General features: G+C 72.1%; 13 protein-coding genes. 12 read left to right on the plus strand and 1 reads right to left on the minus strand.

The features are described 5' to 3' along the window. The first annotated feature begins 48 nt into the window (after positions 1-48). From RM572_RS02740 to RM572_RS02790, 11 genes are all read left to right on the plus strand, one after another. Entirely contained in the window at positions 49-804 is a 756-nt protein-coding gene (locus tag RM572_RS02740; protein ID WP_311671622.1) for a thioesterase II family protein, read from the plus strand. A 17-nt stretch (positions 805-821) separates the two neighbouring features. Continuing rightward, positions 822-2,060, plus strand: a complete 1,239-nt coding sequence (locus RM572_RS02745) for a macrolide family glycosyltransferase (RefSeq protein ID WP_311671823.1) — start codon at positions 822-824, stop codon at positions 2,058-2,060. Positions 2,061-2,106: 46 nt separating this feature from the next. Next, positions 2,107-3,120, plus strand: a complete 1,014-nt coding sequence (locus RM572_RS02750; protein ID WP_311671623.1) for an ATP-binding cassette domain-containing protein — start codon at positions 2,107-2,109, stop codon at positions 3,118-3,120. Continuing rightward, complete coding sequence (locus tag RM572_RS02755) at positions 3,117-3,920, plus strand: ABC transporter permease (protein WP_311671624.1); 804 nt, start codon at positions 3,117-3,119, stop codon at positions 3,918-3,920. Before RM572_RS02750 ends, RM572_RS02755 begins: the two co-directional genes overlap by 4 nt. Positions 3,921-3,931: 11 nt before the next feature. Further along, positions 3,932-5,146, plus strand: coding sequence for an aminotransferase class I/II-fold pyridoxal phosphate-dependent enzyme (locus tag RM572_RS02760; RefSeq protein ID WP_311671625.1), 1,215 nt, complete (start codon positions 3,932-3,934; stop codon positions 5,144-5,146). Positions 5,147-5,239: 93 nt separating this feature from the next. After that, positions 5,240-5,683: a sugar 3,4-ketoisomerase gene (locus tag RM572_RS02765; RefSeq protein WP_311671626.1), complete on the plus strand. Its 444-nt coding sequence runs from the start codon at positions 5,240-5,242 to the stop codon at positions 5,681-5,683. Continuing rightward, positions 5,680-6,801 carry a DegT/DnrJ/EryC1/StrS family aminotransferase gene (locus tag RM572_RS02770; protein ID WP_311671627.1) on the plus strand — a complete coding sequence of 374 codons (1,122 nt, stop codon included), beginning with the start codon at positions 5,680-5,682 and terminating at the stop codon, positions 6,799-6,801. Before RM572_RS02765 ends, RM572_RS02770 begins: the two co-directional genes overlap by 4 nt. A gap of 153 nt (positions 6,802-6,954) precedes the next feature. Beyond that, positions 6,955-8,136 (plus strand): macrolide family glycosyltransferase, encoded by a 1,182-nt coding sequence (locus tag RM572_RS02775; RefSeq protein ID WP_311671628.1) that lies wholly within the window; start codon positions 6,955-6,957, stop codon positions 8,134-8,136. Between the two features lie 200 nt (positions 8,137-8,336). Beyond that, a complete protein-coding gene (locus RM572_RS02780; RefSeq protein WP_136184081.1) occupies positions 8,337-9,311 on the plus strand; it encodes a UDP-glucuronic acid decarboxylase family protein in 975 nt (324 codons plus the stop codon). Continuing rightward, a complete protein-coding gene (locus tag RM572_RS02785) occupies positions 9,308-10,024 on the plus strand; it encodes an SDR family NAD(P)-dependent oxidoreductase (protein WP_311671629.1) in 717 nt (238 codons plus the stop codon). Before RM572_RS02780 ends, RM572_RS02785 begins: the two co-directional genes overlap by 4 nt. Further along, positions 10,017-11,129 carry an FAD-dependent oxidoreductase gene (locus RM572_RS02790; protein WP_311671630.1) on the plus strand — a complete coding sequence of 371 codons (1,113 nt, stop codon included), beginning with the start codon at positions 10,017-10,019 and terminating at the stop codon, positions 11,127-11,129. Before RM572_RS02785 ends, RM572_RS02790 begins: the two co-directional genes overlap by 8 nt. Positions 11,130-11,178: 49 nt before the next feature. On the opposite strand, the gene RM572_RS02795 is transcribed toward RM572_RS02790, so the two are convergent. Beyond that, entirely contained in the window at positions 11,179-12,354 is a 1,176-nt protein-coding gene (locus tag RM572_RS02795) for an alpha/beta hydrolase (RefSeq protein ID WP_311671631.1), read from the minus strand. 147 nt (positions 12,355-12,501) lie between these two features. Here RM572_RS02795 and RM572_RS02800 point away from each other — a divergent pair, with 147 nt between their 5' ends. Further along, positions 12,502-13,467, plus strand: a complete 966-nt coding sequence (locus RM572_RS02800) for an ACP S-malonyltransferase (protein WP_311671632.1) — start codon at positions 12,502-12,504, stop codon at positions 13,465-13,467. The last annotated feature ends 67 nt before the right edge of the window (positions 13,468-13,534 follow it).

The following is a 13,534-nucleotide window of genomic DNA, read 5'->3' on the forward strand; positions in this document are numbered from 1 at the left end:
CACGTCAGAGCCGACATGCTGGCCGTGCCCGCGACCAGAGAGGCAAGGATGAACGACACCGCCACGTGGATTCGGCGCTTCTTCCCGAGCGACGAGGCTGCCGTCCAGCTGATCTGTCTGCCGCACGCGGGCGGGTCGGCGCCCTTCTACCGACCGGTGGCGCAGGCGCTGAGTCCGCAGATCGAGGTGCTCGCGGTCCAGTATCCCGGCCGCCAGGACCGTCGGCGCGAGCCGATGCTGGAGACCATCGAGGACCTCGCGGACGGCGTCGCCGCGGCCGTGCGGGAGGCCGTGGACCGGCCGTTCGCCCTCTTCGGGCACAGCATGGGCGCCACTCTCGCCTTCGAGGTCGCGCGGCGGCTGGAAAGCAGCGGCAGCGACCCGCTGCGGATCTTCGCCTCCGGCCGCCGGGCCCCCTCCACGCACCGCGACGAGCAGGTGCACCAGCGGGACGACGACGGCGTCATCGCCGAGCTGCGCACGCTCAGCGGCACCGACCAGCGGGTCTTCGGCGACGAGGAGCTGCTGCGCATGGTGTTGCCGGCCATCCGCAACGACTACCGCGCCGCCGAGACCTACACCTGCGCCCCGGACGTGCGGGTCAAGGCGCCGATCACGGCGCTGACGGGCGAGTCGGACCCGAAGGCCAGCCACGAGGAGGTCGAGGCCTGGGCGGGCCACACCGAGGGCGCCTTCGACCTGAGGACCTATCCCGGCGGCCACTTCTACCTGATGGAGCACTCCGCCGACGTGCTGCGCGTCATCGGCGAACGGCTCGGCGCCCCCTCAGCGGCCCTGCGATGACCGGCGGGGGCGGCACGATGCGGCACGTGGCGGTCTTCGTCTTCCCGGGCTACGGACACGTCAACCCGACGCTGGAGCTGACGCGCACCCTGCTCGCCCTGGGCCACCGGGTGACGTACGTGCTGGACGAGCACCTGGCCGACCAGGCCGCGGCCACCGGCGCCCGGGTGGTGTCCTATCCCACGCAGCGCGCCCGGCTCGGCAGCGGCGCGGTGACCGGCGAGGACATCGGCAGCCTGGGGCTGAGCTTCCTGCGCGAGTGCATGGACGTCGTCCTGCCCCGGACGCTGGAGGCCTTCGCCGACGACGTACCCGACCTGATCCTGTACGACCTGGAGAGCTTCTTCACCGCGCGCAACGCCGCGCTGGCCTGGAACCGGCCCACCGTCCAGATGTACGCCTACGCCGCCACCAACGAGACCTACTCGCTGGCCCTGGAGGTCTTCGACGGCGCCGGCGACAACATCGGGCGCTGCATCGAGCTGGTGGGCGAGTACCTCGAGGCGAAGGGCGAGAGCCCGGACGCGCTGATGCCGTTCCTCACCAACTACGACGACCGCAACCTCGTGCTGATGCCGCGGTGGTTCCAGCCGCACGGCGAGACCTTCGACGACCGGTACGCCTTCGTCGGTCACAGCCTCGCGCAGGAGGTGCCCGGCAGCGGCACCTGGACCCCGCCGGCGGAGGCGGAACGGTCCGTGCTGATCACCCTCGGCACCGAGGTGAACGACCACCCCGAGTTCTTCCGGATGTGCGACACGGCCTTCGCCGACGGCGGATGGCACACGGTGCTGGCCCTGGGCAGGGAGAGCCTGCCCGAGGACCCGCCCGCGGGCGGCCACGTCGAACTGCACGAGTGGATTCCGTTCCACACCGTCGTCCCGAACGTCGACGCCGTGGTGTGCCACGCCGGGATGAGCACCATGCTGCTCGCGCTGTACTTCGACAAGCCGCTGGTGATCGTCCCGTACTCGCCCGAGGAGAAGGTCAGCGGCCGCATGGTCGAGCAGCTCGGCATCGGCCGCACGCTGCTCCCCGAGGACGTCACGGCGGACTCGCTGAGGGCCGCGGTGGAGCAGGTGACGACGGACCCGGAGATCCGGCGCCGCGTCTCCCGCATGCGCATGCACCTTCTGGCCGAGGGCGGCCCGTCCCGGGCGGCCCTGCTGGTCGACGACTGGCTGAACGACCCCCCGGCCGTGGACGCCCCCGTGTGGGCACCCCACGCCGGCCGAGTAGCTACGGAGATCTCATGAGGTTCTGCACCCGGCGCACGGCGCCTGCGTCGGACGGGGAGACGCCATGACCTACGCGATCGAGACGCACGGCCTGGTCAAGCGGTTCGGGAAGGTCACCGCCCTGAACGGCCTCGACCTGCAGGCCCGGGAAGGCACCGTGCTCGGTGTCCTCGGCCCGAACGGCGCGGGCAAGACCACCGCGGTGCGCATCCTGGCCTCCCTGTCGCGCCCGGACGGCGGCAGCGCCCGGGTCTGCGGCTACGACGTGGCGTCCAAACCGCACGAGGTGCGCCGCGTCATCGGCCTCACCGGCCAGTACGCGTCGGTCGACAAGGGACTCACCGGCATCCAGAACCTCACCCTGGTCGCCCGGCTGCTCGGCCACTCGCGGAGCTCGGCGAAGAAGCGCGCGGCCGAACTGCTGGAGCGCTTCCGGCTGTCGGACGCCGGCGGCCGGAAGGCGTCCACGTACTCGGGCGGCATGCGCCGCCGGCTGGACCTGGCCGTCAGCCTGGTCGGCGAACCGTCGGTGCTGTACCTCGACGAGCCGACCACGGGGCTCGACCCCGAGAGCCGCCTGGAGATGTGGGACATCGTGCGCGACCTCGTCTCGCGCGGCTCCACCGTGCTGCTGACCACGCAGTACATGGAGGAGGTCGACCGGCTCGCCCACGACATCGTGGTGATCGACGAGGGCGTCACCATCGCCCGCGGCACCCCCGAGCAGCTCAAGGCGAAGATCGACCGGCAGGCGCTGGAGATCGTGCCGGCGGACGACACGCGGCTCACCGAGACGGCGAAGATCGTCGAGGACCTCAGCGGGACGGAACCCGTCGTCGAGGGCCGCGGACTGCTGGTGCGGGTCAACGACTCGGCGCTGCCCGGCATGGTGATGCGCCGGATGGACGAGGCCGGCATCGAGGTCAGCGAGCTGGCCCTGCGCCAGCCCAGCCTGGACGAGGTGTTCCTGTCGCTGACCGGGACGCGCGGCAAGGCCGCCCGCAAGGCGGAGGCCGAAGCCCGGACCGCGGCCGCGGAGGCCGGGGACGAACAGCCCACGGATCGAGGGAACGCATGAGCGCGGTCGGCGACGTCACGAAGACCCACCGGATCGGACTCCTGGCGACGGTCCGGCACTGCCTCACCCTGTGCGGCCGCAACCTGCTGCACCTGAAGTCGAGCCCGGGTGAGATCGTCGGTTTCGCGCTGGTGCAGCCGCTGATGATCATCGGCCTGCTGGTGTACGTGTTCGGCGGCGCCATCGCCGGCAGCTCCGAGCAGTACCTGCAGTACGCCCTCCCGGGCCTGCTCGTGCAGGCCTCCGTGTTCGCGGTGCTGGCCACCGGCTCGGGTCTCCACCAGGACATCACCAACGGCGTGTTCGACCGGCTGCGCAGTCTGCCGATCGCACGCATCGCCCCGCTGGTCGGCCACCTGCTCGGCACCCTGGTGCGGGTCACGGCCGGCGTGCTGGCGATGCTGATCGTCGGCGCGATGCAGGGCTTCGAGGTGAAGACCGACATCGTGCGGACGGTGCTCGGGCTGCTGCTCGCCCTCGTCTTCGCCAGCAGCATGGCGTGGATGTCGATGCTGGTCGGCCTGCTGGCCAAGTCCGCGTCCACGGTCTACCTGTTCAGCGGCGTACTGCTCTTCCCGCTCACCTTCGGCAGCAACATCTTCGTGAAGACGATGACGATGCCGGGCTGGCTCCAGGCCTGGGCCGAGGTGAACCCCATCACGCACGCCGCGACCGCCATCCGCGGGCTCATGACCGGCACCCCGCTCGGCAACTCGGTGTGGTGGACGCTCGGCTGGACCGTCGCGCTGACCCTGCTGTTCGCTCCGCTGGCGCTCCGCGCGTACCGGCGACAGGTCTGAGAAACGGGGACGTGGTGCAGGTGAAGGGTGGCATCGACGATCTGGCGCTGTTCGGCGGCGCCAGGGCGTTCGAGCAGAACCACCGGGTCGGCCGGCCGAACCCGATCGTCCGGGAGCGGTTCCTGGAGCGGCTCAACCGTGCGCTGGACACCGAGTGGCTGTCCAACATGGGGCCGCTGAGCGAGGAGTTCGAGCAGCGCGTCGCCGAACTCGCCGGCACCCGGCACTGCGTGTCGATGTGCAACGCCACCGTGGCGCTGCAGATGCTCGTCGGCGATCCGGGGACCGGTGCGGAACCCGGCGACGAGGTGATCGTCCCGGCGCTGACCTTCCCCGCCACCGCCCACGCCGTGGCGTGGCGCGGACTGCGGCCGGTGTTCTGCGACGTCGACCCGGTGACGGGTCTGATCGACCCCGACCGCATCCCGGAGCTGCTCTCCCCCCGCACCCGCGCGATCCTGGGCGTGCACCTGTGGGGCCAGGCCTGCGACGTGCCGCGGCTGGAGAAGATCGCGGCCGAGGCGGGGGTGCGGCTGTTCTTCGACGCCGCACCGGCGGTGGGCTGCACCCACGACGACACGCAGATCGGCGCCTTCGGGGACGCGGAGGTCTTCAGCTTCCACGCCACGAAGGTCGTCAACAGCTTCGAAGGCGGCGCCGTCGTCACCAACGACGACGCCCTCGCCGAACGGCTGCGCCAGGCACGGAACTTCGGCTTCACCTCGGACGGCACGGTGGGACTGGTCGGCACCAACGGCAAGATGAGCGAGGCGGCCGCCGCCATGGGCCTGACCTCGCTGGAGTCGCTGGAGGAGACGATCGCCCACAACCGGGCGAACCACCGCACCTACCTGCGTGCGCTGGCTGACGTGCCCGGCGTGACCCCGTACGACTACGGGCTCCGGCACCGCAACAGCCATCACTACATGATGGTCACCGTCGAACCGGAACAGGCCGGACTGGACCGCGACCTGCTGCTCCGGGTGCTGCACGCGGAGCACGTGCTGGCCCGGCCGTACTTCTCCGAGCCGCTGCACCGGATGAAGCCCTACGCCGGAGCCGCCCCGGCCACCCTGCCGGGTGCCGAGTACCTGTGCCGGCGTCTCCTCGCGCTCCCCACCGGTCCCGCGGTCCGCGACGAGGACATCGAGATCATCTGCGACGTCGTCCGCGTCGCCGTCGCGCACGGCCCGGAGATCACGCGAAGACACGCGGCACGGGCGTGAAGCAGCACACGACGTAGCGGACGGCGGCCGGCCGGGGCGTCGGACCGTCCGGTGCGCAGCGCCGGGGAGCATCAGGGGCAAGGAGAGAGAGTGATGGTGGCCAGAACCACCGACACGCCCGTCGGCAGGGTCAAGCCCTGCCGGCTCATCGGGCTGGAGCAGCACCACGACGAACGCGGCAGCCTGTCGATCGTCGAGTCGGAGTGGACCACCGGGTTCCCCATCCGGCGCATCTACTACCTGCATAACACGCGCACCGGCACCGCGCGCGGCGCCCACGCGCACCGCGCGCTGGAACAGCTCTTCGTCGCGGCGCACGGCAGCTTCACGGTCAAGGTGGACGACGGCCACCGGCAGCGCGCGTACCGGCTGGACGATCCGGGCACCGGCCTGTACGTGGGTCCGATGGTGTGGCGCGACATCACCGACTTCTCGGACGACAGCGTCTGCCTGGTCCTCGCCTCCGAGCACTACGACGAGACGGACTACTACCGCGACTACGCGGCGTTCCTGGAAGACGTCAGGAGGCAGCCGTGAGCTGCGTTCCGTTCTTCGAGGTCCGGCGGCTGCACGAACTGAACGACGTCCAGGGGGAGATCGACGCCGCGGTCCTCCGCGCCACCCGCTCGGGGTGGTACACGCTCGGGCCCGAACTCGACTCCTTCGAGGCGGAGTTCGCGGCCTACTGCGAGAACGCCCACTGCGTCGGCACCGGCAACGGCCTCTCCGCCCTGGAACTCGCCCTGCGGGCCCACGGGGTCGGCCCGGGCGACGACGTGCTCGTCCCCTCGCACACGTTCATCGCCACCTGGCTGGCGGTGTCCGCGACAGGTGCGCGCCCGGTCCCCGTCGAGCCCGCCGAGGACGGCTTCCTGCTCGACACCGAGCAGCTCGAATCCGCGGTGACCGCTCGCACCCGGGCGGTGATACCGGTCCACCTGTACGGGCACCCGGTCGACCTCGACGCCGTCGGCCGCTTCGCCGCCCGGCACGGCCTCGCCGTCGTCGAGGACGCCGCTCAGGCCCACGGCGCACGCCACCGCGGCCGCCGGGTCGGCAGCGGCAACGCCGTCGCGTTCAGCTTCTACCCGGGCAAGAACCTCGGAGCGCTGGGCGACGGCGGCGCCGTCGTCACGGACGACCCCGCACTGGCCGACCGGCTGCGGCTGCACCGGAACTACGGCGCCCAGCAGGGCTACGACCACCGGATGCAGGGCACCAACTCCCGGCTCGACGAGGTGCAGGCCGCGGCGCTGCGGGTCAAGCTGCGCCACCTGGACGACTGGAACGCGCGGCGCAACCGGGTCGCGAGCCGCTACACGGCGGCGCTGGCCGGTGTTCCGGGGGTCGTCACGCCGGACGTGGCACCGTGGGCCGAGCACGCGTGGCACCAGTACGTGGTACGCGTCACGGACCGGGACGCCGTGCAGGCACGCCTGTCGGCCGCCGGGGTGGAGACGCGGGTCCACTATCCCGTGGCCGTGCACCGCACGCCGGCCTACGCGGAGGAGGGCTTCGGAGCGGACGGCGGGCTGCCCCGTGCCGAACGGCTCGCCGCGGAGGTGCTGAGCCTGCCCGTGGGGCCGTACCTGTCGGACGAGGCCGTCGACACCGTCACCGAGGCGCTCGGCGCCGTCCTCGCCCCGTCCTCCTGAGGGGCCCTCTAGATGTTCACTCAGACCCCGGCCGCACCACGCCGTCCGGCCCCGCGGAGCCGCCATGCTGACCCGTGCCCGCACCCGCGGCGGACCGCACGGCCTCGTTCGCGCCCTGCCCACACCGACCCACGTTGAACGGGTGATCTCCCCTTGACTCGTCGAAACGCCCACGTCGCCGTGATCGGCAACCCGGACCCCGGCCACATCATGCCCATGCTCGAGGTCATCCACGAGCTGGTCTCCCGCGGCCACCGGGTGACCGTCGCCAACGAGCCGGCCGTCGCCCACCTGGCGACGGTCACCGGCGGCGAGTTCGTGCCGGTGCTCCGCGAGCTGCCGGAGGCGGGCGGCGAGTGGGCCGAGGACGCGCTCTCCGCGATCAACGTGTTCCTCGACGGCAACATGCGGGCCCTGCCGCAGCTGAAGGCCGCCTACGACGACGACCCCGCCGACGTCTATCTCTACGACACCGGCTCCTACGTCGGCCGCCTGCTGGCCGAGTCGCAGGGCCGCCCGTGCGCCCACCTCTCGCCGACCATCGTCACCCCCCGGAGCGACGCGGACGCGGAGCCGGAGCCCGCGCCGAGCACGGACGCGGTGCGGGAGGCCGAGTACCAGGAGCGGTTCGCCAAGTGGCTGGCCGAGAACGGCGCCGTCACCACGGACGTGGGCGAGTTCACGGGCAGGGCGCCGCGGCTGGTGAGCCTGTGCGCGAAGGTGCTCCAGCCGAGGGCCGACGACTTCGACCCGGAGCGGGCGGCGTTCGTCGGTCCGTGTCTCGGCGGACGCGAGGCGCAGGGCAGCTGGACGCGGCCGGACGGCGCGGAGAAGGTGCTGCTGATCTCCTTCGGGTCCTCCTTCACCGACCAGCCGGAGTTCTACCGCCAGTGCCTCGCGGCCTTCGGCGACCTGCCGGGCTGGCACGTGGTACTCGTGATCGGGCTGAAGGTCGACCAGGCGGACCTCGGGCCCATCCCCGCGAACGTCGAGGTGCATCCCTGGGTGCCGCAGCTGGCGGTGCTGGAGCAGGCCGACGCGTTCGTCACCCACGCGGGGACCGGCGGCTGCGCGGAGGCCCTGTACCACGGGGTGCCCATGGTCGCCGTGCCGCAGGGGGCCGACCACTTCAGCAACACCGAGCAGCTGGTCGGACTGGGCGTGGCCCGCCACGTCCCGGCCGCGGACGCCACCGCCGAAGCGCTGCGGGACGCGGTGACCGCGATCGTCGCCGACCCGGAGGTGCCGGCCCGGCTGGCGCGGCTGCGCGAGGAGGTCCGGTCCGCGGGCGGTGCCGCGCAGGCCGCCGACCTCATCGAGGGCATGCTCGGCTGAGCCGCCGCTCCACGGGCGGCACGGGCGGGGGAACGCCCGTGCGCGGGCCGGGTTTCCCCGTGCCCGCCGCCCGCCTCGCCTCTATGACATTCACTAGCCGATCCACTTTTATGATCCTGGCTCCAGTCTCCTCTGGGATGCCCCCGTTCCCCCTGGGTGCATGCTCCGGAATTCGCAAGTGAGCCCGCAGGGAGTCGACGATGAGTCATGCCATTCCACCCGAGAAGGAGACGGGGCGGACGGCGCAGCACACCGTCGTCACGGGCGGCGCGGGATTCGTCGGCTCCCATCTGTGCCGGACCCTGATCGAATCCGGGGAATCCGTCACCTGCGTCGACAATCTGAGCACCGGGCGGCTGAAGAACATCGCCGACCTGAGGGAGAATTCCCGCTTCACCTTTCTCGAGGCGGACATCGTCGAGCCGTTCCAGGTCGCGGGCGACGTCGACTGCGTCCTGCACCTCGCGTGCCCGGCCTCGCCGGTCGACTACTTCGGCATGCCGGTGGCGACGCTCCGCGCCGGCGGACACGGCACCTTCCACACGCTGGAGCTGGCGCGTGAGAAGCAGGCCCGGTTCGTGATCACCTCGACCTCCGAGGTCTACGGCAACCCGCTGGAGCACCCGCAGCGCGAGGAGTACTGGGGGAACGTCAACCCGGTCGGGCCGCGCGCCTGCTACGACGAGTCGAAGCGCTTCTCCGAGGCGATGACCATGGCGTTCCGGCAGGAGTACCAGGTGGACGCCGCGATCGCGCGGCTGTTCAACTCCTACGGACCGGACATGCGCGGCGACGACGGGCGCGTGGTGCCCACCTTCATCAAGCAGGCACTCGCCGGCGAGCCGCTGCCGGTCATGGGGGACGGCTCCCAGACCCGGTCGCTGTGCTACGTCGAGGACACCGTGCAGGGCATCCTCGCCCTCGCCCGCAGCGGCGAGACCGGCCCGGTCAACATCGGCAACCCGCAGGAGATCACCGTGCGGGAACTGGCCGAGCACGTACTCGAACTGACCGGCAGCACCTCCTCCGTCTCCTTCGTCGAGGCCCACCCGGACGACCCGCAACGCCGCCGGCCGGACATCGCCAAGGCACGCCGGGTGCTGGGCTGGGAGCCCCGCGTCCCGCTCGCCGACGGGCTGAAGAGGACCATCGCGTCGTTCGCCGAGGAAGCATGACCCCCCTCCCCCACGACCTTCCCCGCAACACGCTCGTCGTCGGGGCGAGTTCCTCGATCGGCGCCGCGGTGGTCGACGCCTTCGCACAGCGGGGCGACCACGTCCACGGAACCGGGCGCACGGGGGTGGTGCCGGGGCTGGCCCCGGACCGGACTCTCGCGCTGGACCTGCGCGACCCGGCGTCGCTGGACGCCGCCGCCGCTGCCTGCGCCGAACGCGTCGCGCGGCTGGACGTCGTGGTGTTCCTCGCCGGAATCCTTCCCGGGGATTCGCTGGACGCCTACTCCGACGAGCAGATCGCCGACGTGCTGACGGTGAACGTCGGGGCGCAGGCCGCGCTGCTGCGCCGCCTGCTGCCGCTGATGGGCGACGGCGGCCAGGTCGTCATGACGGCCTCCGTCTCGGGCGAGCGGGGAAGCTTCGACCCGGTCTACGCCGCCTCCAAGGCGGCCGTGATCGGCCTGGTCAAGTCGCTGGCCACCTGGCTGGCGCCGCGGATCCGGGTGAACGCCGTCTCGCCCGCGCTGATCGAGGACAGCACGATGTACCGGGACATGGCGCCGGAGCGCCGCTCGGTGCACCGCGAGCGCACGCCGACCGGCCGGCTGGTGACCGCTCAGGAGGTCGCCGGAGTGATCGCGGGCCTCTGCGACCCGGCCTGGGCCGGCCTGAACGGACAGATCATCGGGGTCAACGGAGGCGCTCATGTCTGAAGCGGGTGGTGTGGCCGTCGTCGGCTGCGGGGTGTTCGGCGCCGTCGCGGCGCTCCGGCTGGCCGAGGAGGGCTACCGGGTCACGGTCTTCGAGCGGAACCGGCAGCCGCTCGCCCAGGCGTCGTTCAACAACCAGAACCGCCTGCACCTGGGCTTCCACTACCCGCGCGACCGGACCACCGCGGAGCAGTGCATCCGCGGCTACGAGAGGTTCCGCAAGGAGTTCTCCGAGTGCGTCGTGACGGACTTCCCCAACGGCTACTTCGTCGCCGAGGAGGACTCTGCGGTGACGCCGCAGGAGTACCTGGACTTCTGTGACGGGGTGGGCCTGACCTACGAACTGGTCGAACCGGCGCGCTACAGCCCGCCGGTGACCGGCGTCTCGCTGGGGATGCTCACCGAGGAAGCCGTCATCGACTGCGCGCACCTCCGCGACATGCTCGTCCGGCGGCTCGACGCGTCGCCGGCGACCGTGCGTTTCGGCACGGACGTGGAAGCCGTCGAGGCCCGCGGGGAGCAGTTCGCCGTGCGCACCGCCGACGGCGTCGCCGGCGTGTTCGACGCGGTGGTCAACTGCACCTTCTCCGACACCAACCGGCTCACCCGGCAGCTCGGCCTGCCGGCGCCGGACCGGCAGTACGAGTACACGGCGGTGTTCGTCGTCGACTGGGACCACCCGCCGGTGGGCGTCACCGTCATGGACGGGAAGTTCACCACGCTGCTGCCGTTCGGCCGCTCCGGGAAGTTCCTGCTCTACCACGTCGAGCACAGCGTGCTGGAACGCGTCACCGCCGACCTCGCCCCGTCCGCGTGGCGCGACCCGGACTTCGGCACGCTCGACCGCACCGGTCTGGAGGCCAGGTTCGGCCGGGTGCTGGAGGGAGCGACACGCTTCGTCCCGTCCCTGCGCACGGCCCGGCTGCACGACGTGCTGCACGGCCCCCGGGTGGTGCTGGCGCGTCGTGACGACACCGACGCCCGGCCGTCGATGGTCGAGTCCCCCGGCCCCGGCTACATCACGGTCTTCTCGGGGAAGCTCGACCACTCGGTCTGGGCGGGCGACGAAGTCGTCCGGATGGTGCGCGCCCACACGGCGGCCCGGTAGCCGACGGCCGGGGCGTCCCGCGTCTTCGGGACCGCGGCGCGCCCGGAGTTCAGTCGGTGCGGGTGGCGGACGTCGCCCGCACCCATGCCGCGAACGCCTCGACGCCGTCGACGACGGCCTCGGAGCGGATCGAGTGGAACAGGTCGTACACGTGGTGCGCCCCGGGCAGCTCCGCGTACACCACCGGGTTGCGGGAGACCTCCCGGAGCCGCCGCACGAACTGCCGCGCCCCGTCCACGTGCACCAGCGGGTCCTTGTCGCCGTGCGTGACGAAGAACGGCGGCGCGTCCTCCCGCAGCACGCCGTGCGGCGACGACGGCACCCGCTCCCCCGCGTTCACGTTCCCGTACCACCCGTACAGCGAGACCACCGCGGTGACGGAGGTGTCCGCCGACTCGAAGCCGGGCTGGTACGCCGGATCGTTCGGGGTGAGGCCGGCGCACGCCGCCAGGTGGCCGCCCGCCGAGCTTCCCCCGACGAACACCGTCGACGGGTCCGCGCCGAACTCCGCCCCGTGCCGCCGCACCCATGCGAGGACCTTCTTGACGTCGACCAGGTGGTCGGGCCAGACCGCCGGGGGGCTCAGCCGGTAGTTGGCGCTGACGCACACCCAGCCCTGCCGGGCGAGCCGGTGCAGCAGCGGCAGCGCCTCGCGGTTCTTCCTCCCGCTGACGAAACGGCCGCCGTGCAGGTAGACGAAGACGGGGGCGTCCGACGTTCCGCCCCGCCTGCGGTAGAGGTCGAGCGTGTTCCGGCGGCCCGCCGGCCCGTACGCGACGTCCGCGATCCGCTGCACGCGCCACCCGCGTCCCAGGAACGGGAAGGGCCACAGCGCGATCCGCGCCCACGGCGTCCGGCGCCGCAGCGCCGCCGCGGCCCCGGGCGGCAGCGACCGGCGCCACTCCTCCCCCAGGCCGTCGGCCAGCGCGTCCCGCACGGCCCCCGGGGCGGGCAGCGCCCGCACCGCGACCACCACGAATCCCAGGGCCGCCAGCATGGCGACGCCGAAGGCGACCCACTCGGCGGGGGTGTCCAGGTCGCCGCGCACCGCCCTGGGCAGCGCGGACGCGGCGATCAGCCAGGAGGCGACGAAGGGGAGTTCGTTGAAGACGAGGCCGAAGTAGTAGCCGACCCCGCTGAGCGGCAGGGGCCTGCGGATCGGGACGAGGGCGAAGAAGGCGAAGCATCCGTCGATCACAGCCGACACCAGGTAACCGTGGCCCATGCCCGGCACTGTAACCAGCGGCTCCCGAGCCGGGCACGACGCACCGGGGGCGCCGTCCAGGCCCTAGGAGACTCACTCGAATCACGCGCCTAGCATCAGGAACTCCGCGCCCCCGCTTTCCTGCTCCGACCTTCTTCGAGGTGACCCGTGGCTCTCGCGTCCATCTTCGGTACGAACCTGTTCCAGTACCAGCCGGACGGGGTCATCGAGTTCTACGACGCACACGAGGAGGTGCGCGAGTCCTTCCGGCAGGCGTCGGAGTGGACCGGCATCGACGTGGAGCCGCTGCTGAAGCAGAACGGCGAGTACGCCGACGACGGGGAGCGCATCCAGGTCGTCTCCGTCGGCCTGGCCGCGGCGCAGCTCGGCATCCAGGACGTGCTGATGAAGAAGGGGCTGCGCCCGGAGATGACCGGCGGCCTCAGCCTGGGCGGCCTGGTCGGCAGCTGCGTCGCCGGCGCGATCGAGCGGCGCGACCTGATGGAGCTGCTGACCCGGGGCGAGCACAGGCCGCAGGACGAGGAGACGGGCGGCGGCCGTCCCGAGGGCATCGCCGCCGCGTACCTGGCCCTGGACCACGACCCGGACCACTACTACGGCGAGCAGCGCGAGGGTGTCTGGAAGGCCGCGGACTTCGGGTGCGACGCCGGCGGGAAGATCCGCATCGTGCTGCTCGCCGGCTACCGCGACGCGCTGGAGAAGCTGGCCGCGGGCGAGCCGGAAGGGGTCGTCAACGTCACCGAGGGCGCCGACCTCGCGGTGCACAGCCCGCTGCGGGCGGCCGCTCGCGAGGCGAGCCGGGCACGCATCGAGCGGGTCCCGTTCAAGGACCCCGCGCTGACGCTCTGCTCCTGCCTGGAGCAGAGGACCCTGACGCGGGCGGACGAGGTCTGCGCGATGTTCGTGGACAACGTCTCGGCGCCGATCAGCGTGGTGGACCTGACACAGGGGATGAAGGACCACCGGGCGCAGCTCGGCCTGGTCATCGGCCCCTCCCCGGTGATGAACGCGCTGCAGTACCCGTTCCCGGTGGTGTTTGTGGACCGTCCGCAGGCGGTGTCGCAGGCCGTCGCGGCCGTCTTCGAGCACGGCGTCCGCCTCCGCCGCGGCTGAGGCCCGCAGGGCGAAGGGCGCCCGGCGACCGGTGCGGTCGCCGGGCGCCCTTCGCGTGCGCCGGTCC

This window comes from Streptomyces hazeniae, from assembly GCF_031845485.1.
GTDB lineage: Bacteria > Actinomycetota > Actinomycetes > Streptomycetales > Streptomycetaceae > Streptomyces > Streptomyces hazeniae.

Coding starts and splice junctions, on each gene's coding strand:
- RM572_RS02740 (WP_311671622.1), top strand. CDS start 49: ATGAACGACACCGCCACGTGGATTCGGCGCTTCTTCCCGAGCGACGAG.
- RM572_RS02745 (WP_311671823.1), top strand. CDS start 822: ATGCGGCACGTGGCGGTCTTCGTCTTCCCGGGCTACGGACACGTCAAC.
- RM572_RS02750 (WP_311671623.1), top strand. CDS start 2,107: ATGACCTACGCGATCGAGACGCACGGCCTGGTCAAGCGGTTCGGGAAG.
- RM572_RS02755 (WP_311671624.1), top strand. CDS start 3,117: ATGAGCGCGGTCGGCGACGTCACGAAGACCCACCGGATCGGACTCCTG.
- RM572_RS02765 (WP_311671626.1), top strand. CDS start 5,240: ATGGTGGCCAGAACCACCGACACGCCCGTCGGCAGGGTCAAGCCCTGC.
- RM572_RS02780 (WP_136184081.1), top strand. CDS start 8,337: ATGAGTCATGCCATTCCACCCGAGAAGGAGACGGGGCGGACGGCGCAG.
- RM572_RS02785 (WP_311671629.1), top strand. CDS start 9,308: ATGACCCCCCTCCCCCACGACCTTCCCCGCAACACGCTCGTCGTCGGG.
- RM572_RS02790 (WP_311671630.1), top strand. CDS start 10,017: ATGTCTGAAGCGGGTGGTGTGGCCGTCGTCGGCTGCGGGGTGTTCGGC.
- RM572_RS02795 (WP_311671631.1), bottom strand. CDS start 12,354: ATGGGCCACGGTTACCTGGTGTCGGCTGTGATCGACGGATGCTTCGCC.